This is a genomic window from Streptomyces sp. NBC_00647, assembly GCF_045207245.1.
Lineage (GTDB): Bacteria > Actinomycetota > Actinomycetes > Streptomycetales > Streptomycetaceae > Streptomyces.
Genome location: NZ_CP109040.1, coordinates 1,943,147 through 1,968,847, shown reverse-complemented (window position 1 = coordinate 1,968,847; position 25,701 = coordinate 1,943,147). Strand labels below are relative to the sequence as shown.

General features: G+C 71.5%; 25 protein-coding genes. 11 read left to right on the top strand and 14 right to left on the bottom strand.

Annotation, left to right across the window (positions count from 1 at the left end; all coding sequences use genetic code 11):
• Window positions 1–6: 6 nt before the first annotated feature.
• The 5 genes from OG788_RS08600 to xylB all read right to left on the bottom strand — a co-directional run bounded on the left by OG788_RS08600 (window position 7) and on the right by xylB (window position 5,100).
• Window positions 7–606, bottom strand: coding sequence for an N-acetylmuramoyl-L-alanine amidase (locus OG788_RS08600; RefSeq protein WP_406369907.1), 600 nt, complete (start codon window positions 604–606; stop codon window positions 7–9).
• A gap of 110 nt (window positions 607–716) precedes the next feature.
• The gene (locus OG788_RS08595; RefSeq protein WP_406369905.1) at window positions 717–1,730 is read right to left on the bottom strand and encodes an acetamidase/formamidase family protein; all 1,014 of its coding nucleotides are present in this window, start codon (window positions 1,728–1,730) and stop codon (window positions 717–719) included.
• Complete coding sequence (locus OG788_RS08590; RefSeq protein WP_406369903.1) at window positions 1,727–2,101, bottom strand: hypothetical protein; 375 nt, start codon at window positions 2,099–2,101, stop codon at window positions 1,727–1,729. The genes OG788_RS08595 and OG788_RS08590 overlap by 4 nt, the downstream gene beginning before the upstream one ends.
• A gap of 173 nt (window positions 2,102–2,274) precedes the next feature.
• The gene (locus OG788_RS08585) at window positions 2,275–3,483 is read right to left on the bottom strand and encodes an ROK family protein (protein WP_406369901.1); all 1,209 of its coding nucleotides are present in this window, start codon (window positions 3,481–3,483) and stop codon (window positions 2,275–2,277) included.
• A gap of 171 nt (window positions 3,484–3,654) precedes the next feature.
• Window positions 3,655–5,100 (bottom strand): xylulokinase, encoded by a 1,446-nt coding sequence (gene xylB, locus OG788_RS08580; protein ID WP_351535212.1) that lies wholly within the window; start codon window positions 5,098–5,100, stop codon window positions 3,655–3,657.
• Between the two features lie 199 nt (window positions 5,101–5,299).
• Here xylB and xylA point away from each other — a divergent pair, with 199 nt between their 5' ends.
• Window positions 5,300–6,466 carry a xylose isomerase gene (xylA, locus tag OG788_RS08575; protein WP_406369899.1) on the top strand — a complete coding sequence of 389 codons (1,167 nt, stop codon included), beginning with the start codon at window positions 5,300–5,302 and terminating at the stop codon, window positions 6,464–6,466.
• Window positions 6,467–7,046: 580 nt separating this feature from the next.
• Entirely contained in the window at window positions 7,047–7,670 is a 624-nt protein-coding gene (locus tag OG788_RS08570; protein ID WP_406369897.1) for a hypothetical protein, read from the top strand.
• A gap of 64 nt (window positions 7,671–7,734) precedes the next feature.
• Here OG788_RS08570 and OG788_RS08565 read toward each other — a convergent pair whose 3' ends face one another.
• The 3 genes from OG788_RS08565 to OG788_RS08555 form a co-directional block, all read right to left on the bottom strand.
• Window positions 7,735–9,078, bottom strand: a complete 1,344-nt coding sequence (locus OG788_RS08565; protein WP_406369895.1) for an esterase-like activity of phytase family protein — start codon at window positions 9,076–9,078, stop codon at window positions 7,735–7,737.
• An 88-nt stretch (window positions 9,079–9,166) separates the two neighbouring features.
• On the bottom strand, window positions 9,167–10,429 hold the full coding sequence (locus tag OG788_RS08560) for an SWF or SNF family helicase (protein ID WP_406369893.1): 1,263 nt from the start codon (window positions 10,427–10,429) through the stop codon (window positions 9,167–9,169).
• Window positions 10,426–13,323 (bottom strand): SNF2-related protein, encoded by a 2,898-nt coding sequence (locus OG788_RS08555; protein ID WP_406376708.1) that lies wholly within the window; start codon window positions 13,321–13,323, stop codon window positions 10,426–10,428. The genes OG788_RS08560 and OG788_RS08555 overlap by 4 nt, the downstream gene beginning before the upstream one ends.
• Window positions 13,324–13,636: 313 nt before the next feature.
• Here OG788_RS08555 and OG788_RS08550 point away from each other — a divergent pair, with 313 nt between their 5' ends.
• Window positions 13,637–13,819: a hypothetical protein gene (locus tag OG788_RS08550; RefSeq protein ID WP_261703155.1), complete on the top strand. Its 183-nt coding sequence runs from the start codon at window positions 13,637–13,639 to the stop codon at window positions 13,817–13,819.
• A 138-nt stretch (window positions 13,820–13,957) separates the two neighbouring features.
• On the opposite strand, the gene OG788_RS08545 is transcribed toward OG788_RS08550, so the two are convergent.
• The 3 genes from OG788_RS08545 to OG788_RS08535 form a co-directional block, all read right to left on the bottom strand.
• The gene (locus OG788_RS08545) at window positions 13,958–14,809 is read right to left on the bottom strand and encodes a hypothetical protein (RefSeq protein WP_406369892.1); all 852 of its coding nucleotides are present in this window, start codon (window positions 14,807–14,809) and stop codon (window positions 13,958–13,960) included.
• Between the two features lie 134 nt (window positions 14,810–14,943).
• Window positions 14,944–15,231 carry a hypothetical protein gene (locus OG788_RS08540; RefSeq protein ID WP_406376707.1) on the bottom strand — a complete coding sequence of 96 codons (288 nt, stop codon included), beginning with the start codon at window positions 15,229–15,231 and terminating at the stop codon, window positions 14,944–14,946.
• Between the two features lie 244 nt (window positions 15,232–15,475).
• Window positions 15,476–16,009, bottom strand: a complete 534-nt coding sequence (locus OG788_RS08535) for a PadR family transcriptional regulator (protein ID WP_406369891.1) — start codon at window positions 16,007–16,009, stop codon at window positions 15,476–15,478.
• Window positions 16,010–16,117: 108 nt separating this feature from the next.
• On the opposite strand from OG788_RS08535, the gene OG788_RS08530 reads away from it, so the two are divergent.
• Window positions 16,118–16,876: an alpha/beta fold hydrolase gene (locus OG788_RS08530; RefSeq protein WP_406369890.1), complete on the top strand. Its 759-nt coding sequence runs from the start codon at window positions 16,118–16,120 to the stop codon at window positions 16,874–16,876.
• Between the two features lie 11 nt (window positions 16,877–16,887).
• Here OG788_RS08530 and OG788_RS08525 read toward each other — a convergent pair whose 3' ends face one another.
• Window positions 16,888–17,505 (bottom strand): class I SAM-dependent methyltransferase, encoded by a 618-nt coding sequence (locus OG788_RS08525; protein WP_406369889.1) that lies wholly within the window; start codon window positions 17,503–17,505, stop codon window positions 16,888–16,890.
• Window positions 17,506–17,648: 143 nt separating this feature from the next.
• Here OG788_RS08525 and OG788_RS08520 point away from each other — a divergent pair, with 143 nt between their 5' ends.
• From OG788_RS08520 to OG788_RS08500, 5 genes are all read left to right on the top strand, one after another.
• Window positions 17,649–18,422: an MHYT domain-containing protein gene (locus OG788_RS08520; RefSeq protein WP_406369887.1), complete on the top strand. Its 774-nt coding sequence runs from the start codon at window positions 17,649–17,651 to the stop codon at window positions 18,420–18,422.
• A 62-nt stretch (window positions 18,423–18,484) separates the two neighbouring features.
• Window positions 18,485–21,007 carry a nitrate- and nitrite sensing domain-containing protein gene (locus OG788_RS08515; RefSeq protein WP_406369886.1) on the top strand — a complete coding sequence of 841 codons (2,523 nt, stop codon included), beginning with the start codon at window positions 18,485–18,487 and terminating at the stop codon, window positions 21,005–21,007.
• Window positions 21,004–21,441, top strand: a complete 438-nt coding sequence (locus tag OG788_RS08510; protein ID WP_266755904.1) for a roadblock/LC7 domain-containing protein — start codon at window positions 21,004–21,006, stop codon at window positions 21,439–21,441. Before OG788_RS08515 ends, OG788_RS08510 begins: the two co-directional genes overlap by 4 nt.
• Window positions 21,442–21,460: 19 nt before the next feature.
• A complete protein-coding gene (locus OG788_RS08505; protein WP_406369885.1) occupies window positions 21,461–21,874 on the top strand; it encodes a DUF742 domain-containing protein in 414 nt (137 codons plus the stop codon).
• A gap of 194 nt (window positions 21,875–22,068) precedes the next feature.
• Window positions 22,069–22,674 carry an ATP/GTP-binding protein gene (locus tag OG788_RS08500; protein WP_351535247.1) on the top strand — a complete coding sequence of 202 codons (606 nt, stop codon included), beginning with the start codon at window positions 22,069–22,071 and terminating at the stop codon, window positions 22,672–22,674.
• A 67-nt stretch (window positions 22,675–22,741) separates the two neighbouring features.
• On the opposite strand, the gene OG788_RS08495 is transcribed toward OG788_RS08500, so the two are convergent.
• Window positions 22,742–23,170, bottom strand: a complete 429-nt coding sequence (locus OG788_RS08495) for a PPOX class F420-dependent oxidoreductase (RefSeq protein ID WP_351535249.1) — start codon at window positions 23,168–23,170, stop codon at window positions 22,742–22,744.
• Window positions 23,171–23,264: 94 nt separating this feature from the next.
• On the opposite strand from OG788_RS08495, the gene OG788_RS08490 reads away from it, so the two are divergent.
• The gene (locus OG788_RS08490) at window positions 23,265–23,678 is read left to right on the top strand and encodes a roadblock/LC7 domain-containing protein (RefSeq protein ID WP_406369883.1); all 414 of its coding nucleotides are present in this window, start codon (window positions 23,265–23,267) and stop codon (window positions 23,676–23,678) included.
• 127 nt (window positions 23,679–23,805) lie between these two features.
• Window positions 23,806–24,804, top strand: a complete 999-nt coding sequence (locus OG788_RS08485; protein WP_406369881.1) for a DUF6397 family protein — start codon at window positions 23,806–23,808, stop codon at window positions 24,802–24,804.
• Between the two features lie 30 nt (window positions 24,805–24,834).
• Here the strand turns inward: OG788_RS08485 and OG788_RS08480 are convergent, their stop codons facing one another.
• Window positions 24,835–25,701: an acyl-CoA thioesterase II gene (locus tag OG788_RS08480; RefSeq protein WP_266755898.1), complete on the bottom strand. Its 867-nt coding sequence runs from the start codon at window positions 25,699–25,701 to the stop codon at window positions 24,835–24,837.

Below are 25,701 nucleotides of genomic sequence, written 5' to 3'. Positions count from 1 at the left end.
CCCGGGTCAGGCGAAGTTGACGAGCCTGATGTACCGCGTCCAGTCCCAGAGCGGACCGGGATCGGTGTGATCCGTGCCCGGCACTTCGTAGTGGCCGAGGATGTGGGCGCGGTCCTTGGGAATCCCGTACTGGTCGCAGATCGTGGCGGTGAGCCTGGCCGACTCCTCGTAGAGGGCGTTGGTGAAGTAGGCGGGATTGTCCACCCAGCCCTCGTGCTCGATGCCGATGCTTCTGGTGTTGTAGTCCCAGTTGCCCGCGTGCCAGGCGACGTTGTGCTCTCTCACGCACTGGGCGACATGGCCGTCGGCCGAGCGCACGACGTAGTGCGCGGACACCTTCTTCTGCGGATTCTGGAAGATGGCCAGGGTGTTGGCGTACGTCGCCTGAGTGACATGGATGATCACATAGTCGAGCTGATAGCTGTCGGGGCGATCGGACGCCGTGTAGTTGGAGCTGGTCGCCGGAGTCCACTCGGCGTCCGGATAGTCGACGGCCGCGGTCTGTGCCGTCGCCCTGACATCGGGGAGTAACGCGTAGGGGAGGGCGGCGAGGGCAGCGCCCTTGAGCAGCCGCCGCCGGCTCGGGAACGACCGTGCTCGCTCCATGGAGTGCTGGCCTTTCGTCGGTGGGGGGGTGGGGTGGGGCAGTGAGGACGGATGGTGGGGGACCGGAGGCGGAGTCGGAGAGCCGGTCCGGGTTCCCGCGGGTCGCGCGGTCAGTGCCGGAGCGCCGCGGCCGTCTCGCGCAGTCGGGCGTGCAGTCCGCGATGGGTCTCACGCGCGGGCAGCCATTCCTTGCGCAGCTTGGCGACGCATGTGTAGTTCGTGTCGCAGACGTTGGCGAGGGGTGACTCGACCGTCTGCGTCGCGAACTGGTACGCGTCCAGCTCGCTGAACCCGTAGTCGCGCACCAGCCACCGCACGAGGTCGAGCTGGGATATCCGGAACGCGTCCTCCAGGGGCCGAGCCGAGCCGGTCGAGATGATGTGGGTGTCGGACTCGATGCGCGGCCACGGGGTGGCGACCCCCTTGAGGAGCTCGACGATCACCACCGTGTTCATCGCGCACTCGACGGCGACTCCGCAGGTCTCGCCCTCACCCTGCCGGGCGTGCCCGTCACCGAGACTGAGCAGGGCTCCCTCGACGTTCACACCGAGATAGCAGGTCACCCCGGCCCGCATCTCCGGAGTGTCCATGTTCCCGCCATGAGCGTCGGGCACCAGGGCGGAACGCACCTCCAGGTTCGCGGGCGCCACACCGACGGTGCCGTGCATCGGATCCATCGGCAGCTCGATCCGGATGTCGCTGTCCCGCGCGCTGAACAGCGCGGTTCGCCGCTCCCGGTCGAGCTGCCAGATCCACACGGTCTCCGGCAGCGGCGCTTGAAGCGTCGCGGTGGTGTGCGTGGAGGTCAGGGCCCCGAACAGGGGGACCGTCGTCGACGCCGCCCAGTCCCGGGCCGGCTCGATCGAGACGAAGTGGACCGCGACCGTGTCACCCGGCTCCGCCCCCTCCACATGGAAGGGACCGGTCTGCGGATTGAGGAACGGGAACTCGCACACCTCGGACACCAAGTCCTTCTCGGAGCGCACCCGTCCGGCGAAGCAGTCCTCGGTGTAGAGATCCAGCACGGTGCCCGGCGCGATGCGTGCCACGGGCGGTGCGCCGCCGAACGTCCAGGCGAACTCGCCCGGCTCGGGCCGCACGGTCAGGATCCGGGGGTCGCTCATGGCTGCACGGCTCCGCTCTGCCGAGGGGCGGGGGTGGAAGTCTCGAGGTGGACACGGGCGGTCCCGGCTGTCCGCCCGGGGCGGCGGAGCAGGATGATCAATATCACGACACCGGCCGACATCCGGACCGCCACGACCGGCCCCGCGCACGACACGGGGGCGGGCGGCGCGGTCGGGAGGTCGAAGACCCGCAGGCCAGCGGCCGTCGGCGGGGCGAGGACGAAGGCGATGACGCCAGGCAGCGACAGGACCCGAATCCGGCCCAGGACGAAGGCCGTTCGCGTGGGGACGCCGGCTCGCGTTCCGGCATCGGCGATCGTCGGGCCGACCACCGTGAGGAACACCGACATCCAGAACAGCGCGTCCGACATGTGCCCCCCGATCCGCCCGGAATGCAGCCATCGGCAGGACGGCTGCGCCTCGCGTGAATTACGGTACGGCGCCCGCCGGTTGGGCAGGAAGGGCGAGGCGCGGGTCGGTGGACGGCCCGGCGATTGTGGACAAGACGATCACCCGCAAGGGGGAACGACCCGGCTTCCGCCGCCTATGACCGCCCGGCCACCGCCGCCGGGTCGTCGAGCACCCCTCGCACCACCGAGTGAGCCGCGCCCAGCAGGGGTCCCTCGGATCCCAGTCGGGAGACGGAAACGGCGCAGGCGGGACCCGCCGTGCGTCCGGCCAACTCGCGCTCCAGCGAGGGAAGCAGCCACGGTGCGAGACCGGCGAGCGCCCCGCCCAGCACGACCGTCTCCGGGTCCAGCAGGTTGACCGCCCCCGTCAGGGCGATGCCGAGGGCGGTTCCGGCGTCGCTCAGAGCACGGCGTACGTCCGGATCGCCCTCGGCGGCGCGTCGGCTCAGCAGCCCGACCCGGTCCTCGCCGAGTTCCAGACCTGCGGCACGCAGCACGGCTTCCTCGCCCGCGTACTGTTCGAGGCACCCGCGTCCACCGCAGGGGCACTCCGGTCCCTCCGGACGTACGGGCACATGGCCCAATTCGCCCGCGAAACCACGGGTACCGCGCAGCAGTCGCCCGTCCACGAGCACCGCGGCGCCGATTCCGATCTCCGCGGACACGTGCAGGAAGTCACGTGGGGTCGCGTCCCCGAGCCAGAGCTCGGCGAGACCGCCGAAGTTCGCCTCGTTGTCCACGGTCAGTGGCAGTTCCGAGGGCAGCAGCGCGCCGAGGTCCGTGTCGTGCCAGTCGAGATTCGGGACGCGGACCACGGTCCGGGCATCGCGTGCCACGAGTCCGGGGACGGCGACGGCGAGGCCCGCGGGCCACAGACCCTCCCGCTCGGCCTCGGCGACGACCTGGCGTATCAGCGTGGTCAGCTCGCGGATCACCGGCTCGGCCGGCCGCCCGCGGTTCGTGCCGTGGCGTACCGCCCGGGCCCGCACGGCGCCGCGGAGGTCGACCGCGCACACCGCGAGATGGTCGACGCCCACCTCCGCGCCGATCCCGGCGGGACCGTGGCCGCTGACCGCGAGCGCGGAGCCGGGACGCCCCACTGTGCCCGGCCGCTCGGGCCCCAGCTCTTCGAGGAACCCCGCGCGGATCAGCTCGTCGACCAGCGTCGACACGGCCGCCCGGGTCAGGCCGATATGGGAGGCGACGGCGGCGCGTGACAACGGTCCCTCGGCGCTGACGGTGTGCATGACCCGGGAGAGGTTGCGGCGGCGCATGCCCTGCTGGGTGTCGGGCAGCCGCCGGCCGGAACCGGTGGGGTGGGCCTCGTGCAGCGGTGCGGTCATGCCTCCGTCAATCCTCGTCCGGCCGTTCCCGTCGGCCTCTGTCGGTGCCGGTCCCCACCAGGCGGTCCCTCGTCGTGAGGGGCCCGGTGGGTGGCCCCACAGCCGGACCGGCTCACGTCGGACCGGCATGCGTGGGAGCCGGTCCCCGCCGGGCGGCCTGGTCGACCCTGGTCAGTTCTTGTTCGGCTCCCGTTCGAGCAGCGGGGCCGCGTCGGAGAGTACCCCGGTGATCCTCGCGAGTGTCTCCTCGTCCCGCTCCACGGCGTCGAGCACCGGCCCGCGGGCGGTGCCCCAGCGCCGGGCGACCGCTGCCGGGTCCTCTCCGGTCAGCAGACCCGCCGCCTGGGCGGCGGCGCCGAGCGCGACCAGCTCCCTGGCCTCGGGCACCTGGACGGGCCGGCCCGAGAGCCGGCGTACGGTCTGCTGCCAGGCCCTGCCCCGCGCACCGCCGCCGATCAGCAGCAACGGCGCCGAGCGGTCGGCGTCCGCGTCCAGCACCAGGTCCAGGGCGCCCAGCAGGGAGTGCACGGCGCCGTCGTACGCGGCCTGGAGCAGCTGTCCGCCCGTGGTGTCGTGCCGGAGCCCGTGCAGGAGCCCCGAGGCGTGGGGCAGGTTCGGAGTGCGCTCGCCGTCCAGATAGGGCAGCAGCGTCACCGAGGCACCCGGCTCGACGGCCTCGCGGTCGAGGCCGAGCAGCGCGGCGATCCGGTCGACGGCCAGCGTGCAGTTCAGCGTGCAGGCCAGTGGGAGCCAGTGGCCGTGCGCGTCCGCGAACCCCGCCACGGTGCCGCTCGGGTCGGCGGGACGGCGCGTCGAGACGGCGTACACCGTGCCCGAGGTGCCGAGGCTCACGACCGGGGTGCCGGGGCGCAGCCCGAGGCCGAGCGCGGCGGCCGCGTTGTCCCCGGTCCCGGCCGCCACCAGAGTGCCCCTGGAGAACGGGAGCTCACCCTTGGCGTGCACCGTTCCGGCCACCTCGCCCGGCCGGACGACGCGGGGGAGCAGGGCGGGGTCGAGGCCGATGTGGGCGAGGACCTCCTCGTCGTACGCCTCCGTCCCGGAGGCCCACCAGCCGGTGCCCGAGGCGTCGCCGCGGTCGGTGGTGCCCTGCCCGGTGAGTCGTTCGGTGAGGTAGTCGTGGGGCAGGCGGACCGCCGCCGTCGCCCGGACGGCGTCCGGCTCGTGCTCGGCCAGCCAGGCCCACTTCGTGGCCGTGAAGGACGCGGCCGGCACGCTGCCGGTCCGTTCGGCCCAGGACTTCGGGCCGCCGAGTTCCTCGACCAGCCGACGCGCCTGCGGTGCCGAGCGCACGTCGTTCCACAGCAGGGCGGGGCGTACGGGTTCGCCCCGCGCGTCGAGCGTCACCAGCCCGTGCTGCTGCCCGCCGATCGACACCGCCGCGGCCTCGTGCGCGGCGTCACCGCACTGGCGCAGCGCTTCGCAGAGCGCGTCCCACCACTGGCGGGGGTCGCTCTCGCGGCCCGCCCCGGTGGAGACGGTGTGCGGCGCCTGTCCGCTCGCCACCACCTGTCCGGTCGACGCGTCGACGACCAGGGCCTTGGTGGACTGGGTGGACGAGTCCACCCCGACGACGAGCGGACCCTCGGCTGCTGACATCGGGCTCTCCCTCTTCCGCGGTTCCGCGGGATCTGTCCTGGTCACGGGGCTGTCCAGGCCGCCACGACCCGGATCCCGCGCTTCGTCCCTGGACCGACGTGACCAGGGTTTCGTACTTCGTCTCTTCCCAGGGAAGCGTTCGCATACTAATTTGTAAACTGCCATGACGAAATAGTCGGAGCTAGCAAGGAGCCGCGGCATGAACTACCAGCCCACCCCCGAGGACAGGTTCACCTTCGGCCTGTGGACCGTCGGCTGGCAGGGGAGGGACCCGTTCGGCGACGCCACCCGGCGCGCCCTGGACCCGGTCGAGTCGGTGCAGCGCCTGGCCGAGCTCGGCGCCTACGGAGTGACCTTCCACGACGACGACCTGATCCCCTTCGGATCCTCGGACAGCGAGCGCGAGTCGCACATCAAGCGGTTCAGGCAGACCCTGGACGCCACCGGCCTCAAGGTGCCGATGGCCACCACCAACCTGTTCACGCACCCCGTCTTCAAGGACGGCGCGTTCACCTCGAACGACCGGGATGTGCGCCGCTACGCGCTGCGCAAGACCATCCGCAACGTCGACCTGGCGGTCGAACTCGGCGCCGAGACGTACGTCGCCTGGGGCGGCCGGGAGGGTGCGGAGTCCGGGGCCGCCAAGGACGTACGCGTCGCCCTCGACCGCATGAAGGAGGCTTTCGACCTCCTCGGCGAGTACGTGATCTCCCAGGGTTACGACCTGAAGTTCGCGATCGAGCCCAAGCCGAACGAGCCGCGCGGCGACATCCTCCTCCCCACCGTCGGTCACGCCCTCGCCTTCATCGAGCGCCTCGAGCGCCCGGAGCTGTACGGCGTCAACCCCGAGGTCGGTCACGAGCAGATGGCCGGGCTGAACTTCCCGCACGGCATCGCGCAGGCACTGTGGGCGGGCAAGCTCTTCCACATCGACCTCAACGGACAGTCCGGCATCAAGTACGACCAGGACCTGCGGTTCGGCGCGGGCGATCTGCGGGCCGCCTTCTGGCTGGTCGACCTTCTGGAGAGCGCCGGTTACGCGGGCCCGAAGCACTTCGACTTCAAGCCGCCGCGGACCGAGGACTTCGACGGCGTATGGGCGTCGGCCGAGGGCTGCATGCGCAACTACCTGATCCTGCGCGAGCGTTCGGCCGCCTTCCGGGCCGACCCCGAGGTCCAGGCGGCGCTGCGCGCCTCGCGGCTGGACGAGCTGGCGAAGCCCACCGCGGAGGACGGCCTGGCGGGGCTGCTCGCCGACCGCGCCGCCTTCGAGGACTTCGACGTCGAGGCCGCGGCCGCGCGAGGGATGGCCTTCGAGCACCTGGACCAGCTGGCGATGGACCATCTCCTGGGCGCGCGAGGCTGATCGGGATCGCTCCCCGGGCGCACGGACCCGCCTTCGGGCGGGTCCGGTCCGCCCTCTTCGGCTGTCGATCTTCGCGTGGAATTCACCGGAATCATGCGATCCATGGCATGAGTCCGTATCAACTTCCGCACAGGGGTCGCGCCATGACCGGTTCGAGGCGACTCTTGGCGGTATGGCCATGCCGCCCGTACCGCCTCAGCCTTCACGGCCGCCGGGAGGCGTGCCGCCTCCCGGCGGTGATGTTCCGGACCCGCCGTCCGGGGTCTACGGCCCTCCGCCCTCGGGTGGTTACGGCCCGCCGTCCTCGGGCGGCTACGGTCCCCCGTCCTCGGGTGGTTACGGCCCTCCGTCCTCGGGGGGCTATGGTCCGCCGCCTGGTGGCTACGGCTTTCCTGCGGGGGGAAGCGGACCTCCCTCGGGGGACTACGGTTCGCCGTCACAGGGGGGCGATCGGCCTCCCGGGCAGGGCGGCGGGGGATGGCCCCCAACGCCGCCTCCGGGTCCGCCTCCCGGACCGCCGGGCGGACCCGGCGGTCATCGCGGAGGGCGGCGCCGCAACACCCTGCTCCTCGTCATCGCCGTGATCGTCGGCATAGGCGTCATCGTCGCCGTGGCGGTGGCGGCCACCGGCGGCGGCACCGAGGACAAGAAGTCCCCCACCGAGAGCACAGGGCGTTCGCCGAGTCCCTCGCTGAGTCTGCCGTCCGGACTGCCCTCTCTTCCCTCGGGCCTGCCCAGTGTCGTGCCTTCGCTTCCCTCGGACCTGCCCACCGACCTCGTGCCCACCGACCTCGTGCCCACCGAACTGGTGCCCACCGATCCGGAATCGTTCTTCCCGTCGCTCGCGGACGACGAAGTGCCCTACTACATGCTCCAGAAGGGCGATTGTTTCGACACGGACGACGGCCTGCCGGGGCAGGCGGTCAAGCGCCCGTGCACCGAACCGCACGACGCGGAAGTCGTGAAGGTCGCCGAACTCAACGGCACCTACAAGACGAACGCGGCTCTCAAGAAGGCCGCGTCCACGCTGTGCCAGGGGCCTCTGGAGCGAAAGGCGGCCGGCCAGGCCGCCGGCACGGTGCGGGACACGCTCGTGCAGTACCCCGACACCGGCGGTTACAAGATCGGCATCGACAAAGTCGCCTGCAGCCTGGCCGCGGACGTCGGCAAGGGCACCCACAAACTCACGAAACCGTTGAAGTGATCGGCACGCGCGCGTGGCCGCCGTCCATCGTCCCCGCGCGCGTGCCGAGCCCGAAGGGCCGGGATCAGATCCCGCGCGGCAGTCGTACGTAGGTCACGCTGGTCTCGATACCGCTGTCCACGAGCCGGCCCTGTGGGTCGAAGGCACCGGTCCCGTCGGTCATTCCGAAGTCGTTGTCGTTGATGAGGGCGAGTGTGTCGTGGTCCACGCGCGCGACGCCCTCGATCTTGCCGGGGACCCCCGCGACAGTGCCCAGGTCGACGACCAGACGCTTGCCCAGCACCGGGACACCGGCCGACGCCGGGTCGTCCAGCTGCTCCAGGGAGGGCGATGTCGTGTCGCTGTCCCACGGGCCGCCGAGGATGTCGGCGTCGCGCGTGAGCCGTACCGTCTGCAGACGGGCCGCCTTGTCGGTGCGCTCCTCGACGAGCAGCCGGTCGCGGCCGACGGCCACCACGGAGGAGATCTTCAGCTCGGAGGTGTCGTCCTCGCTCGGGTCGACCACGCTCACCGGGTCGAAGCGGTAGGCGTACTCGGCGGTCACGGCGCGCTTCTTGGGTGAGAAGCGCAGCAGCCGCGTCGTGCGCGAAGCGTCTCCCGCGTTCCCGTCAGGCAGTGAGAGCGGACTCTGCAGGGCCATCACCAGGTCGCCGTCGGGGAGTTGGGCGAGCCCTTCGAGGCCTCGGTTGATCTTCCGGTGGAGCAGAACGGCGGGCAGCGCCTCGACGACCGGGTAGTCCGTGCCGGTCAGGCCGAGCCCCTTGGGCACATAGCGCGTGAGCACCTTCCCGCGCGCGGAGACATGGATCAGCGACGGGCCGTACTCGTCGACGAGCCAGAACGAACCGTCCTTCGCCCGCACGATGCCCTCGGTGTCCACGCCGTTCGGGTTGTACGCGAGCGGGGTCTGCGCGTCGAAGGAGTACGGCGCCTCGTCGCGTCCCGCCTGGTCGGACAGCCCGGTGACCGGCTTCCCGGAGGACGTGGTGATCGCCATCGCGTCGAGCACGGTCACGCTGTCACCGCGCACCCGGATCTTCACGATCGCCGGGTCGAAGCCCGGCACCGGGAACGTCCGTCGCTTCTTGCCGTCCACCTTGATCTGGCCGTTGGGCCCCCGGTCGGTGACCGTCCAGAACTCGCCCTTGCGTCCTGCCGGGTAGAGGTCGCTGCCGATGCCGCCGAGGTCGACACCGCGGTCGTCGTTCACCGTGCCGGGCAGCAGCGTGTTGCTGAACGTGCCGAGGGGCAGGTCTCCCAGCGTCGCGGTGTGCGTGACCCGCGGCTGGGCGGGTCCGGGCGTCGCGCCGGCGGTGCCCGCCACCACGAAGGCGGCCAGCACGGCGAGCGGCATGCCCAGGGCGACGGATCGGTGGACGGGGCGCCGGCCGACGGCATGCGGGGACATCAGGCCTCCTGAGGCACAAGTTCATTGACAGCGGCCAGAGTTGGCCCCGGCGTCGAACGGCGTGCGACCTGAGGGTGAACGCCGGGTGTCAACCACTCATCGGGTCTTCCTCGGTCGTGGCCAGAGCGGTCGCCGGGTCCCTGACCGCCGGCCCCGCAGGCGTCCAGTGGCCCCGCTCCTTGCGGTAGGGCCACCACCTGCCGTCGTGTCCGAGCCGCAGCTGCGTGGAGGTACCGACCGCCGTCCAGCGGTTGTGGGCTGCGCGCAGCCTCGGGCGTTCGCCCTCGTCCCAGGCCGCCTGCAGGGCCGCACGCGCGCGTGTCAGTGCTTCCCCTTCGACGAGCCACTCGTCCTCGAGGACCGACAGCGCCGCGACACCCCCGTACCGCCAGGCCTGCACGGCGAGGCGCAGGTCCTCGCGTTCGCGCCCCGAACCCGCGGCGAGCCGCCCGGCGGTCTCGTCGTCGGGGTCGCCGGCGGCCAGCCGAACCGCGTCCTGGGCGAGGGTCGGTCCCGCCTCCACCGGATGCTCCCCGTGTCCGGGCGACAGTGCCTCGGCCAGCATTCGGTATGCCTCGCCCACAGCCGCGGCGGCGACGAACTCCAGGGCGGCGGGATCCAATCCGGGAGCGGGCGCCGCGTCGGTGTCCAAGGACGGCGGATGTCCGGGCTCGTCGGGCAGGTGGGGAACGCCGGGCAGCGAGGGCAGGATGTCACCGGCCGCGTACGCCTCGGCGGCGTCCACGCCTTCCTGACGGTCGTCGCGCGGCTCGTGGACGGGCTGCCTGCCGCGCTCCTGGAGGTCGTCCAGGAGGGTGTGTTCACCGCGCCCGCGCATCAGGAGCAGTACGAACGGATCCTGGTCGAGCAGCCGGGCCACCTGGTAGCAGAGCGCGGCCGTGTGGCCACAGTGGTCCCAGGCGCCGCAGTCGCACTCCGCGTCGAGATCGCCGAGCCCCGGCAGGAGTTCGACTCCGGAGGCCGCCGCGTCCTCGACCAGGTGCGGTGGCATGTCTCGGTCGAGGAGCGCCGCGATGTGACCGGCGCGCTCCACGGCCATGTCCAGGAAGCGTTCCCACTGCTCCTCGGACAGCTCCTGAAGCAGGACGTCCGCGCGATGGGCGGTGCCGTCACGGTCCTTGACCACGGCGGTGACCCGCCCGGGCCGCACCGACACCGCGCCGACCGCCCCCGCTCGCGCGAGCCGGCGCCCCGTCTTGAGCTGCCCCAAGTCCAGCGCCGCGTCCTCCAGGGCCGTCAGCCAGGCCCGGCCCCACCACGTCTGCGCGAAACCCCGTCCGCCCGCGGGCGGCAGCGGCTCGAAAGTGCGCTCCCGGTCGTGATCCGTCATCGTGCGCCCCCTCGCAGTTCCACCAGGTCGGCCAGTTCCGTGTCGGTCAGCTCGGTGAGTGCCGCCTCGCCCGAGCCCAGGACGGCGTCGGCCAGCCGCTGTTTACGGCGCAGCATGTCGGCGATCCGGTCCTCGATCGTCCCCTCGGCGATGATCCGGTGCACCTGGACCGGCCGGTTCTGGCCGATGCGGTACGCGCGGTCCGTGGCCTGCGCCTCGACGGCCGGGTTCCACCAGCGGTCGTAGTGCACGACGTGCTCCGCGCGCGTCAGGTTCAGCCCCGTGCCGGCGGCCTTCAACGACAGGAGGAAGACCGGGATCTCGCCCTCCTGGAAGCGCTCCACCATCGCCTCGCGTGCAGGGATGGGCGTTCCGCCGTGGAGGAACTGCGTCGGCACGGCACGCGCGCTGAGATGGCGCTCGATGAGGCGTGCCATCTGCACGTACTGCGTGAAGACCAGAACACTCGCCCCCTCCGAGAGGATGGTGTCGAGCAGTTCGTCCAACAGCTCCAGTTTCCCGGACCTGCCGGGAATCCTCGGTCCTTCCTCCTTGAGGAATTGCGCGGGGTGGTTGCAGATCTGCTTCAGGCCGGTGAGCAGCTTCACGATCAGACCCCGCCGCGCCATGCTGTCCGCGCCCGAGATCTCCGCGAGGGTCTCGCGCACCACCGCCTCGTACAGGCCGGCCTGCTCCTTGGTGAGCGCCACGGCACGGTCGGTCTCGGTCTTCGGCGGCAGCTCGGGTGCGATGCCGGGGTCCGACTTGCGGCGGCGCAGCAGGAACGGGCTTACGAGCCGGGCGAGTCGCTCGGCGGCCGAGGGGTCCTTTCCGCTCTCGACCGCCTGCGCGTAGCGGGTGCGGAAGGTGCCGAGCCGGCCCAGCAGCCCCGGTGTCGTCCAGTCGAGGATCGCCCACAGTTCCGAGAGATTGTTCTCCACCGGGGTGCCGGTGAGCGCCACGCGCGCGCGTGCCCCGATGGTGCGCAGCGCCCGCGCGGTCGCCGAGTACGGGTTCTTGACGTGCTGGGCCTCGTCCGCGACCACCAGACCCCAGGACACCTCTCCGAGCCGTGGCGCGTCGAGTCGCATGGTGCCGTACGTCGTCAGCACGAACTCGCCGCCACCGAGGCCCTCCAGGCTGCGCCGGGAACCGTGGAAACGGCGTACCCGGGTACCGGGGGCGAACCTCTCGATCTCGCGCTGCCAGTTGCCCATCAGGGAGGCCGGGCAGACGACGAGCGTCGGACCCGCGGCCGATTCGTCGGTCTGCCGGTGCAGATGCAGTGCGATCAGCGTGATCGTCTTGCCGAGGCCCATGTCGTCGGCCAGACAGCCGCCCAGGCCCAGGGAGGTCATCCGGGCCAGCCAGTTGAGGCCCCGGGACTGATAGTCACGCAGGGTCGCGCGGAGTGCCGCGGGCTGCCCGACGGGCCGCTGCCCCTCAGGGTCGGCCAAGGCCTCTCGCAGCGCCGCCAGCCACCCCGTGGGCTCGACGTCGACCCGGCCGCGGTCGACCTCCACAGAGCCTGTCAGAGCGGCGCTCAGCGCCTCGACGGGTGTGACCCGGCGGTCCCGCTGCGCCTGCGCGCGGCGTACCTCCTCAGGGTCGACGAGGACCCACTGGTCGCGCAGGCGCACGATGGGACGTTTCGCCTCGGCCAGCCGGTCCAGCTCCTGCCGCGTGAGCTGCTGGTCGCCCAGTGCGAACCGCCAGTCGAACGAGAGCAGGGCGTCCGCCGACAGGAACGACGGGGCGTCCGAGAGAGCTTTGGCTCGGGAGCCGTCCTCGCTGGCCGACGCGACCCCGCCCGGACTACCGGCCTCCTCGTGCGGGCCGACGACCGCCCGGGCCGTCAACTTCCGTGCGAGCTCCCTCGGCCAGTGCACGTCGACACCGGAGAGTGCCAGCAGCCGGGCGCCGGCTCCGAGGAGTTCACCGACCTCCTCGTCGGCGAGCTCGACGGAATCGGGCACGGCGGCCGAGAGCAGTGGAGCCAGGGGCGGCCAGGCCCGGACGGCGCGCCGCAGCGCGAGCAGGGCGTCCATCCGCGCGCGCGGGCCGAGGGGCGAGGACCCGGCCCACACGGCCGCGGCGTCCGCGACGAGAGCGGGGTCACTCACGCTGTGCAGTTGCAGTACCGCGCGGAACGGCGTCCGCGTCTCCTCCGGCACGGCCGACGCCAGCCCCGGCACCTCCACACGCAGAGAGATCCGCACGTCCGCGTCGTGAACGGCGGCCACTTCCCTGGCCCATGCGCGATGCTGCGGTACGGGCTGTGGCTCCGGCGCCGCGAAGGGCGGACCACCCGCCGCGATCGCCGCCGCCGGAGACCGCGGAAGGGCGTCGGCGACGGCGTCCAGGAAGGCACGCACCAGCCCTTCCGGATCGGGCAGCAGCGGTGGTTCGGTGCCCGCCACCGGCACGGCGTGCGCCTCCGGCGGCATCGCGGCGGCCAGTTCACGCACGCGCTCCAGGTCCTCCGCGCGCAGCGGGCCGGCGCGCCAGACGTCATGGTCCTCGGCCGTGAGCCCGGGCAGCAGCAGCCCGCGAGCGGCGAACTGGAGGGCGAGGACGGCGGCCGCGCCCCAGAACGAGGTCGCCCGGTGGGCGTGTGCGGCGGCACGCGCGCGCGTGAGGACCGGCAGGGCGTCCCTCACCGGCAGCAGCAGGGCGGGTACGGACACGGCTTCGACGCCTCCGCCCTCCGCGGGCAGGACCACTGTCAGGTGCTCGGCGGAGCCGGACGCCACGACGGAAGGCCCGTCACCCGTCGGATGCCAGAACGCGATGCCGCCCGTACGTGACGGACCGGCGGGCACGAAAACGGCGTGGCAGCGTGCCAGCTCGGAGATCTCGGCGGGTGTGGCCGCGGGAATCCTCTGCTCAGCGATGATGCATTCCTCAAGTTTGACTACTGGGGGCCGGGTCGCCGAGGGTACAGCACGCCGGGGGGTGTACGAGAACCCGTTTCGGTCATGATCCGCGGCTTCCGCGCGCACTTCCCGGACGCGTGCGTGACAACCGGGCGCCTCGCACCCGGCCGTGCCCGACCCCTGGTGCGCGGGCGCTGCCTGGAGTTGGCTGTTCTCAGGGTCGCGTAGGGGGCAAGCGTCAGGGACGTATCAGGGTCGCGGTCCGGAACCGTGGGACACGGGGACCCGTTCTCAGGACAGAGAGCGGCAGCAGCCGCGGAGGAGGCGACACATGTCGAAGAACGCGAAGATCGCCGCAGGGGGTGTGGCGGTCGGCCTGATCCTGTTGATCTGGCTGCCCTGGTGGGCCGCCTTCTTGATCGTGCTGGGAGTCCCGGCGGCCGCGTACCTGGCGCTGGACCCCTCGCAGCGGCGCAGGTTGCGCCGTGCCACCCGTAAGGAGCTCGGTCGCTGAGGAGCGACCGCCGCCGCGCCGGCCGCCCTTCGGTTCACCGTGGCCGGAGAGGTCCGGTGACGCCCGTTGAGGGCCGGAGAGGCTGACGCGACGGACCGGCAGGGGCCGCGCCACGCGGATTCCGCGTGGCGCGGTCACTCAGCTGGGGCGGACCGCCATCTTGTCCAGGGCTTCCAGGAGGCCGGGCAGTTCCGGTCCGCGGCCGACGGGCAGGACCTCGCCGGGTTCCTCGTCGAGCAGGACGAACGCGATGTCGTCGGTCCTGGCGACGAGAGACCAGCCGGGGCCGTCGGCTCGCAGGGTGCGAGCGTCGCCCGTGGCGAAGGACGAGCGGACACGGCCCAGCGGAGGCGGTGTGTCCACATACGAGCGCGCCTCGGCGAGAACGCGGCGAACACCGGTGCGGTCCGCGCCGTCACCGCTCTCGTCCCCGCCCTCGGCGTTGTCCGGGGTCTCGGACGCCTCGGCGCCGTCCGAGGGCGCGAACTCACTGTCGTCGATCTGCTCGCGCCATGTCGCCCACTGGAGCGCGATCTCGTCCGCGCCGAGGCGTCGCTGAGCCGGCCCCCAGGTGGCGGTGTCCGGCGGGCTGAGCGGGGGCCGCTCCGTGAGCTCGGTCGACGGATCGTGCGGAGCCGGGATCCCGGGGGCCGAGACGGCCACGTCGAGGGGCCAGCCGGGCAGCGCGGCGACGACCGTCCGCTCGTCCGGCGACAGCTCGTGTTCCATCCCGCAGTCCCAGGAGGCGATGGCGACGGCGACCAGTGAGACGTCGTCGATCACCACGGTCCACCGCGCGCCCTCTCCGTCCTGGCCGAGCACCAGTCCGTACCCCTCGGCGAGCGGGGCGAGGTCGAGCGTCGCGCAGGCCTCCGGATAGTCGTCACCCAGCACGCTGGGGAACTTCGCCGGTGTCAGCAACACCGCCGTCAGCACGTACAGCGCGTCGTCGTCCCCGGTGGCGACGGCGTCTTCGTCCGTCCCGGCCATTCCAGCCTCCCGATCGCTCCATCTGTCGGCGCACCTTAAGCGACCGGAAGGCGCTTGTCACGGGCCCGAAACACATGCGGAGCTGCAGTTATCCGGCTGGACGGGGGCGAAACGCCCTCGTGGGCCCCACCCTGTCAGGCCGCGGGCAGGCCGAGCAGTGTTCGGGCGACCGCCTGTGGCGACTCGTCGCGCTCCCGGGCGAGAGCGATCACGGCCCGGCAGGCGAGCTCGTTCACACCGAAGGACAGCGCCTCGGGCGACACCCAGGCGGCCGCCTCGTCGATCTGCTCCTGATTGTCCTCCGCGCACGCGGACACGTACACCGCAGCCGCCTCGAAGAGGTTGTAGGTGCGTTTCCTCTCCTGCCGTGCCCTTGTCGGCGGGTTCCCTTCGGGCAGTTCGGCCGTCTTCTTGCGTCCCATCGTGCGGAGCCTGCCGAATATGCCGGACATCGGGTCACCTTTCCCCTGTGCGATCGATCGCTGACCGTCCATCTGCTGCTACTCAACGTAGAGTTGGAGTCGCGGAGACAGAAGGGGGACGGCCCGGTGAAGCCTTACGAGCGGCTCGAACAGATCCGCCGGACGGATCCGGATCAGGAGGCCTCGGGCATCCCCCGGCTCAACTCCGCGTACGAGTTCCCCCGGCGTGCGGTGCTGCCTCGTCTCACCTGCCGACCGCGTCGAGTGAGTCGAGGGTGGTCCGCAGCCAGGTGAGTTCGGCCTGGCTCGTGGCCCGCGCGATGGTGAGGATGCCGCGACGGAAGGGGTCGTCCAACTCCTCGGCGCGCAAAGGACGGTCGCCGTCGTAGAAGAAGCTCGCGGGCTCGTCCAGAAAGGCCAGCCTGCGACGCAGTACGGCGGCCTGGGCCTCGGGGTTCTCCAGGTGTCTCAGGAAGGCGAGCACCGTGAACCAGCGGTTCTCGTCCGTGATGTCGCGTCGCGCCGGTTCCGCGAGCCTGCGGCGCAGTTCGCGCCCGCCCTCCTCGGTGAGCGTGAGGACGTGACGCGGGGCGGCCACCGAGCCGGGCTGTGTGGTCCGTTCCAGCAGATGCGCGTTCTCCAGCCGCTTGATCGCGGGGTACAGCGTGCTCTCCGCCACGGGCTTCACGTGTCCCGTCAGGGCGGTGATGCGTTTGCGCAGCTCATAGCCGTGCAGTGGGGCGTCGTACAGAAATCCGAGGATGGCCAGCTCCAGCATGACCACATTCTGCCGCACCAGCGTTGTACATCGCTATCGCTATACCTCGGAACCGATGTATTCTCCTGGTGCTGAGAGAAACGAAGGAACGGCGAACAGGGGAGTGCTGTGCGGCAGGCAGAGTTCGACGGCAGGGGAAGCCGGATCCGCTGGACCGAGGCGGCCGGCGACGGACCGGCGCGCGTCTACGTGCACGGACTCGGATCGGCCTCCACGGTCTACAACGCCCATATCGCGGCCCGCCCCGAACTGGCAGGCCGGCGCACCCTGTTCGTCGACCTGCCCGGGCACGGCATCAGCGACCGGCCCGCGGACTTCGGCTACACCCTGGAGGACCACGCCGCGGCGCTGGCGGTCGCCCTGGACGACGCCCGTGTGACCGGAGCGGAACTCGTCGCGCACAGCATGGGCGGTGCCGTCGCCATCGTGCTCGCCGACCGGCGGCCCGACCTCGTCTCACGGCTCGTCCTCGTGGAGGCCAACCTCGACCCGTACCCTCCGGTCACCGCGGGCAGCAGCGGCATCGCCTCCTACGAGGAGGACGACTACGTCGAGAACGGCGGCCACGCGCGCGTGCTCGAGAAGGTCGGCCCCTCCTGGGCCGCGACGATGCGCCTCGCCGATCCACGCGCTCTGCACCGCACGGCGAAGGGCCTCATGCAGGGCACCAGCCCCACGATGCGTCAGTTGCTCGTCGGACTGACGGCGGAGCGCGTCTATCTCCAGGGCGAGCTGAGTGGTGAACTGCCGGGCGCCGAAGGCCTGGAGGCGGCGGGGGTGCGCGTCGTCACCGTGCCGGGCGCCGGACACAACATCATGTTCGACAATCCCGATGCCTTCGCCGCGGCCGTCGCCGGCCCGGCCTGACGGGCAGGGTTCTACCGGCGATCATCCCGGCGTACGGCGAGGGCGAGGAAGCGTGCGTCCTCGTCCACGTACGAGGTCATGTCCCAGCCCGAACCGGCCAGCAGGTGACGCAGATTGACCTCGGCACGCAAGTCGTCCGGGGTGATCTGCCGTCCCTGGCGGGCCGCGAGCGCCGCCCGGCCGATCGGGTGGAAGAGGGCCAGCGTGCCGCCGGGCCGCACCACCCGGGCCAACTCCCGCAGATTCTCCCGCGGGTTCGGCAGATGTGCGACGAGTCCGGCCGCGAACACGGCGTCCAGCGACTCCGTACGCAGGGGCAGTCCGGTGACATCGGCCAGGAGCAGCCGCCCGTCGCGGTCCCGTCCGGCCCGGACGGCGGCCTCCAGCATGGCCGGGGTCAGATCCGCTCCGAGGACCACCCCGGCGCCACCCACGGCCGCTCGCAGCGGAGGCAGGGCGCGCCCGGTGCCGCAGCCCGCGTCGAGCACGCGGTCGCCCGCGCGCAGCCCCATGCGCGCCACCGCGGCCGCGTACGCGGGCCCGTCGTCGGGAAACCGGGTGTCCCAGTCGGCGGCGCGCGCGGCGAAGAACTCCTGGACGTGTGTGTGGTCGTCGCTCATGTGCCGCATGATCTCTCACCGACACGAAGGATGACGCGGTGCACACGTTCGAGCCTGACACGATCGCTCTGGTGCACCTCTTCGCCACTTTGCAACAGCTTTCGAAATGCGCCCCAGTTGTGCGCCCCCGTGCGCACTAGCGTCCCTGGGTCATGGGACACCTGGACCACGCCGCCTTCGGCTGGCTGACCCCCGTACTGTCGTACGCGATGGCCTGCATCGGTGCCGCACTGGGACTGCGGTGTACGGTCCGCGCGCTCGACGCAGCCGGACGGTCGCGCCGCAACTGGCTCCTCGCCGCGGCCTCCGCGATCGGCACGGGCATCTGGACGATGCACTTCGTGGCGATGCTGGGCTTCGGCGTCACCGGTACGGAGATCCGCTACAACGTGCCGCTCACCCTCTTCAGCCTGCTGATCGCCATGGCCGTCGTCGGCACGGGCCTCTTCGCCGTCGGATACGGCCGCGACAGGAGGCGCGCACTCGTCCTCGGCGGGCTCACCACCGGACTCGGCGTCGCGAGCATGCACTACCTGGGCATGGCGGCGCTGCGCATGCACGGCCAGGTGCGCTACGACCCGGCGCTCATCGGGCTCTCCGTCGTGATCGGCGTGATCGCTGCGACCGCCGCCCTGTGGGCCGCGCTCTCCATCCGGTCGCCCGTCGCAGTGGCCGTCGCCTCTCTCGTCATGGGCGGTGCGGTGAGCAGCATGCACTACACCGGAATGATGGCGGTGAGCGTGCGCGTCAGCCCCTCCGGCGGCGCCCTGCCCGGGGCCACGGCGATGCAGTTCATCTTCCCCCTCGCCGTCGGTCTCGGGTCCTACCTCTTCCTCACAGCGGCGTTCGTCGCGCTGTCCCCGATGTCCGACCGGCGCGAAGCAGCCGCGCCGGACCGGCGGCCGGTCGAGAGCGTCGCCCGCTGACGGCGGGCCCGGAGCCACGCGGCCCGGACGGCACGCCCCGAATCTCTCCGATCGAGGAGGCCATGCGTACACCCCGTAGGACCACGACAGCCGGCGGCCAACCACCGCCCACGTTGCGCGGCCGCCGCGCACACGCGGGACCGCCTGCCGACGAAGGCGCCGACGTCGGCGAGCCGGCCGCCGGGCCTTCGCCGGAAATACTCCGCGGAGGGCGGTGGCACATCAGGCCCCGCACCGTCCGGGCCAAGATCGTCAGCCTCCTGATGGTGCCGATCGTCTCCCTGCTCGCCCTGTGGGCCTTCGCCACGGTGAGCACGGCGCAGGACATCGCCCGGTTGCGCCAGCTGCAACGCGTGGACTCGACGGTCCGGGCTCCCGTCGACACCGCCGTCGCCGCGCTCCAGGCGGAACGGGCAGCGGCCGTCCGCTACGCGGCCGACCCCGCCACGGTGCAGCCGAGTGAGTTCAAGGACCTCTCACGGCTCACCGACCGCGCCGTGGCGAAGCTGCGCCTGGGGGACCACAACACCGTCGCCGACGGCGCCGACCTGCCCGCCGGAGTCGCCGGGCGGCTCGGCACCTTCGTCACCGAGGCGCAGCGACTGCGGCCGCTGCGCACCGCCGTCCTGGACCGCCGTACCGGATGGGGCGAGGCGTACGGCCAGTACACCAGGACCATCGCGACGGCATTCAGCGTCGACGGAGCGCTCACCGGCATCCCCGGCACGGGCCTGCGCTCCGACGACCGCGTCCTGCTCGAACTCTCCCGGGCGGGAGAGGCGCTGGCCCAGGAGGACGCCGTGCTCGGCGCAGCCCGGCTCGCCGGGACCCTCGACGGTGAGCGGCTACGGCTGTTCACGGGGGCCGCCGGCACCCGCCGCACACTGACGGACGCAGCCGCGACAGATCTGAGCGGGCCCGAACGAGCCGCCTGGAACGACCTCGTGGAGGGAAGCGCGTACGGGGACGTGCGTGCCGTCGAGGACAAGGTGCTCGTCTCGCGCCCCGGGGCCAAGGCCCTCGACGCCGCGCCGGAGACCGTCTGGAACCTCGCCCACGCGCGTGTGCAGGACGCCATGCGCGCGATCGGTGCCGAAGCGGGCCGCGGTGACGCGGACCGGGCCGACCCGTTCGGGAAGGCGCTGCTCACCCCCGCCGGTGCCGCGGTCCTCTTCGGCCTCGCCGCCGTCGTCGCCTCGCTGATCATCTCCGTGCGCATCGGACGAGATCTCGTCGTCGAGCTGGTCGGCCTGCGCGACAGCGCCCTGGACATCGCCCGTCGGAAACTCCCCGCGGCCATGCGCAGACTGCGTGCGGGCGAGTCGGTCGACGTGGACGCCGAGGCCCCGCTGGGAGGGCCTTCGGAGGACGAGACCGGACAGGTCGCCGAAGCGCTGAACACGGTGCACCGAGCCGCTCTGCGTGCCGCCGTCGAGCGCGCGGAACTGGCCGGTGGCATCTCCGGGGTCTTCGTCAATCTCGCCCGGCGCAGCCAGGTTCTCGTGCACCGCCAGCTGAATCTGCTGGACACCATGGAGCGCAGGTCCGAAGATCCGGACGAGCTGAGCGACCTCTTCCGGCTCGACCACCTCACCACACGGATGCGGCGTCACGCCGAGAGCCTGATCATCCTCTCCGGAGCCGCGCCCGGCCGGGCCTGGCGAAGGCCCGTCCCCCTGACGAACGTGGTACGGGCCGCCGTCTCCGAAGTCGAGGACTACGCGCGCGTGGAGGTACGGCAACTCCCCGAGGCGGCCGTGGTCGGAGGTGCGGTCGCCGACCTCACCCATCTGCTGGCGGAAGTCGTCGAGAACGCCGCCCAGTTCTCGCCCCCGCACACCAGAGTGCGGATCACCGGCGAACCCGTCGGAAACGGCTATGTCATCGAGGTCGAGGACCGGGGCCTCGGCATGGGCAAGGAGAGGCTCGACGAGGCCAACCGGCGTATCGAGCAGTCCGAGGCGCTGGACCTGTTCGACAGCGACCGGCTCGGCCTCTTCGTGGTCAGCCGGCTCTCGGCCCGGCACGGCATCAAGGTGCACCTGCGGACCTCGCCCTACGGGGGCACCACCGCGGTCGTCCTGCTGCCCACGGCGCTGCTGCACGACGGTCCGACGGAACGTTCCCTCCGTCAGGCCGACGCGGACAGGCCGGTGGAGAGGGAGTACGCGCGCGTGTCGGCCGTCCCGGAGCAGGACGCCGTCCAGCCCGTCGTCGAGCGGCCCGCACTGGTCCCACCGAGACAGAAGGCCACCGAAGCCCCGGCCAACGGTTCGCGGGAGACCCCGCCTTCGGGAGTCGCGGCCCTCAGGCTGCACCGTCCCCCGGAGGATCCCGAATCCGACCAACTTCCCCGGCGTGTCCGCCAGGCGAACCTGGCCCCCCAGCTGCGCGGACAGCGTGCCGAGGAGCAGATGGAGCCCCCGGTGCCCGGGGTGGACGACGAGCGCACACCCGAACTCGTAAGGGCGCGTATGGCCGCGTACCGAGCCGGCTGGGTACGCGGCGGAGGCCGGTCACCCGGCGTCGGCGCCACCCCCGACCCGGAAGCGGGCAGCGACAGCAGCGAAGGAGACCCCGCATGATCCAGGACCCGAGTACGAGAGCCGCCCACCGGTCCGGCGAACTCGACTGGCTGCTGGACGACATGGTGCTGCGCGTGGCGGAAGTACGACACGCCGTGGTGCTGTCGAACGACGGACTGGCGGTGGGCGCGTCCACCGGTCTGCGGCGTGAGGACGCCGAACACCTCGCCGCTGTGGCCTCCGGATTCCACAGCCTTGCCAAGGGAGCGGGCCGCCACTTCGGCGCGGGCGGGGTGCGCCAGACGATGGTGGAGATGGACGAGGGCTTCCTGTTCGTCGCCGCGGCGGGGGACGGTTCCTGCCTTGCCGTCCTGACCGCCGTGACCGCCGACATCGGCCTCGTGGCGTACGAGATGGCGCTCCTGGTCAAGCGCGTCGGCGAGCATCTCCACGCCCCACCGCGCGTCGCCGCACAGCCGCCGGCCGCGGGATGACCGAGGACGGCCTGTGCAGATGACCGAGGACACTCCGGGAGCCCCGCCGCAGCCGGGCAGCCAGTGGTACGACCAGGAGGCAGGACCGCTCGTCCGCCCCTACGCGATGACGGGCGGCCGTACCAAAGCCGGTCCGACCGGGGTCCAGTTCGATCTGATCGCCCTGGTCACGCTCGACGCGGGCGCACCCGGAGCCGACGACGACACCTCGCTCGGTCCGGAGCACCGCACCCTCATCGAACTGTGCCGTACCGAGACCCAGTCGGTCGCCGAACTGGCCGCCGACGCCGATCTTCCCCTGGGGGTGGTCAGGGTGCTCCTGGGCGACCTCCTGGAACGGAGCTGCGTCACCGTGAGCCGCCCGGTGCCCCCCGCGCAACTGCCCGACGAGCGAATCCTCCGCGAGGTGATCGAGGGACTGAGGGCGCTCTAGGGCGACCCACTTCGGTCGGCACTGTGGCTCATCGCGTTCACACCTGGGCACCGAAAGGGCGGGTTCCGATCGCAAGGGGCAATGTGCGGTCCAACCCCGTCCGGCGGCGCCGCGGTTGTCATGATGCTGACTTCGCTCACCGCTACCGAAGCACCGATGCCGACGGTTGTCGGCACTCCCGAGAGAAGTGATCGATGGTCTCCGAGTACTCCGACGCCTCGGGTGGCGACTCGACCGCCCTGGCGCTGAAGATATTGGTCGCCGGTGGATTCGGCGTGGGAAAGACCACCCTGGTGGGCGCGGTCAGCGAGATCCGACCGCTGCGCACCGAGGAACTGCTCAGCGAGGCCGGTCAGTCGGTGGACGACACCGACGGAGTGGACCAGAAGGTCACCACGACCGTGGCCATGGACTTCGGACGCATCACCATCAGGTCAGGCCTGTCGCTCTATCTCTTCGGAACACCCGGGCAGGACCGGTTCTGGTTCCTGTGGGACGAACTGTCGACGGGCGCCCTGGGCGCTGTCGTCCTCGCGGACACCCGACGGCTCGAAGACTGCTTCCCCGCGGTGGACTACTTCGAGCACCGCCACATCCCGTTCGTGGTGGCCGTCAACTGCTTCGCGGACGCTCGCGCGTACGGCGCCCAGGACGTCTCCCGCGCCCTCGACCTCGACCGGGGTACACCGGTCGTCCTGTGCGACGCGCGAGACCGTGACTCCGGCAAGGAGGTGCTGATCCGGCTCGTCGAGTACGCCGGGCGGGTACACACCGCCCGGCTGCTCGACTCCGTCGGCTGACACCGCGGGGGACCGACGGACGCCCTTGCTCAGCCCCTGGGCGCCCACGCCTACGTGGCCGCCGTGTTCAGTCGGCCACGGCCGCGTAGGCCAGAACCTTCTCGATCCTCACGCGCACGAGCAGTTCACCCGGGACCCCGTTGCGCCTGCCGAACTCCTCCGCGCGCTCCTCGCCCATGTAGCGGCCGCCGATCCGGGCGGCCCAGCGTCGCAACTCGTCGACATCCTCCGACAGCACCGCCCGGCCCTCCAGCACCACGAAGTCGAAGGGCGGCCGGTCGTCGTCCACACACAGGGCGACGCGGCCGTCCCGGGCCAGGTTCCGTCCCTTGACGCTGTCCTTCGCGGTGTTGAACACCACGTCGTCGCCGTCCAGCAGGAACCAGATCGGTGTCACGTGGGGACTTCCGTCGGCCCGGACGGTGGACAGCTTCCCCGTGCGGGTCCCCTGCGAGACGAATGCTCGCCACTGCTCGTCGGTCATCTTCTCTGCCATGCCGCCCATCCTCCTTGCCCGGACGGCGGCTGTGGGGAAGGCTTGCTGGTCGAATCCTCCGGCCAGGGGGAACGACGCGGGGGGAGACCGGATCATGGAGCAGAACACGGGACTTGGCTGGTTGCTGGACGACCTCACCGAACGGGTCGAGCACGTCCGGCACGCGCTGGTGCTGTCCAACGACGGGCTGGTGACGGGCGCGAGCTCCGGACTCCGGCGCGAGGACGCCGAGCACCTCGCCGCCGTCTCGTCGGGGCTGCACAGCCTGGCGAAAGGCTCCGGCCGCCATTTCGGCGCCGGACAAGTGCGGCAGACGATGATCGAGTTCGACGAGGCGGTGCTCTTCGTCACCGCGGCCGGAGCGGGCAGCTGTCTGTGCGTCCTCAGCGGCGCGGAGTCGGACATCGGCCAGGTCGCCTATGAGATGACGTTGCTGGTGAACCGCGTCGGCCAACACCTTCGCGTGGACGTGCGACAGCCGGAAGGCAAACCCATCGTAGACCTCTGACGTGCGGATATGTCGTCGTGGGCGGGGTTGTCCACAGGCTCGACACGATGTCCGGCAAGCCGGATACGGTTTTTCCCGGAGCGAGCGCGCACCGGCGCGAGCGCCCGACAGCCCGGGGGAGACAGCCATGTCCGCAAGCACCATCACGCAGTCCGCCACCTCGTCGCTCAGCCGCGCGGCACGAGAACTGGATCTCAGGCGCGGCGAGTTCGATCTCGCCCTGCACCTCGGCTGTGTGCGCTCGGTTCCCGACGAGGGAGGCGGGGGACGCCGGGTCGCGCGCGCCGAGATCGACCGGGTGCGCGCCGAGGACGGCTTCCCGGAGGTGCTGCGCGAGCGGGTCAAGGCTGTCGGCACCACGGAGGGCGCCGCTCTCATGGGCGTCACGACCACCCGGTTCACCCGACTCGCGCGCCTGGGACTGGTGGTGCCGGTCAAGTTCTATTTGAACCGCTACCGGGCGGTGGTCTGGCTCTACCTCGCCGAGGAACTGCGGCAGTTCGCCGCGGACCAGCAGAACGCGCCACTGATGACCGGCCGGACGCCCCAAGGACTCCGAGATCAGCTGGACGAAGGCCTGGACCTCCGGCCGCGCAACTGGCGCGGCCGCCACCTGGGCTTCCTGCTGAGGCAGACCGAGGATCCCTGGGCCCAGGCAGCCGTGGTGGCGTCCCTGCTCGATCCCGTCGAAGTGGCGGAGATCGTCAAGGATCCCCACGAGCGCGCCCGCCTCGACAGCCTGCGGCCCGAACGTGTTTCGCGGGCAGCCCCGGAATCGCCGGCGGCGCGGATCGCCGAGCGCATCGCGACGGCGGATGATCCCGACGAGATCGGCTGGCTCAGGGCCGACCTGGCTCAGAGCCTTTCCGAAGCCAGGCAGGACCGCCCCGTGCCCCGCCCGACACCGACCGCCTCATCCGCAGCGGACTCGGCGTCGGCGGATCCACCATTCGTGGTTCCACGGTCAGCAGCCGCGCCGTCACCGATCAGTGCTCAGCACGCCTCGCGACCACGGCACCCCGGGCCGGATGACCGGCTCACGACGCCGGAGTCCCCGCGAACACAAAGGCTGCTCGGATGGCTGCGCCGCAGGAAGCCGGACGCGTGTCCGCCTGCAGCGCTCTGAACAGCCCCTCCTGGGATGGTCGGACACTTCCTACAGTGCCCTGAACAATCCCTCCTGCACGACCGAGACGAGCAGACGTCCCTTCAGGTCGTAGATGCGTCCGCGGGCCAGTCCGCGGCCGCCCGTCGCGATGGGGGACTCCTGGTCGTACAGGAACCACTCGTCCGCGCGGAACGGGCGGTGGAACCACATGGCGTGGTCCAGCGACGCCATGTCGAAACCCCGCTGTCCCCACAGCGGTTCCACCGGGATACGGACGGCGTCCAGGAGGGTCATGTCGCTCGCGTAGGTGAGGGCACAGGTGTGCACGAGCGGGTCGTCGCCGAGCGGTCCGACGGCACGCATCCACACCGCGCTGCGCGGTTCGGCGCCCTTGGTCTCCTCGGGCGTCCAGCGCAGCCGGTCCACATAGCGGATGTCGAACGGCTGGCGCCGCGCCATGCGCTCCAACGCTTCGGGAAGAGCGCCCAGATGCTCCTTGATCTCCTCTGTCACCGTCGGCAGTGACTCGGGATCCGGCACCTCGCGGGCCGGCGGCAGCTGGTGCTCGAAGCTCCCTTCCTCGGGCTTGTGAAAGGAGGCGGTCAGATTGAAGATCGTGCGGCCCTGCTGCACCGCGGTGACCCGGCGTGTGGTGAACGACCGCCCGTCCCGCACCCGTTCGACCTGGTACACGATCGGGACGCCCGGCCGGCCCGGGCGCAGGAAGTACGCGTGCAGCGAGTGCACCGGCCGGTCGCCCTCGGTGGTACGGCCGGCGGCGACCAGCGCCTGGCCCGCCACCTGGCCTCCGAAGACCCGCTGCAGGGACTCCTGCGGGCTGCGGCCTCGGAAGATGTTGACCTCGATCTGCTCCAGGTCGAGCAGGTCGACGAGCTTCTCGGCGGGGTTCGTCAT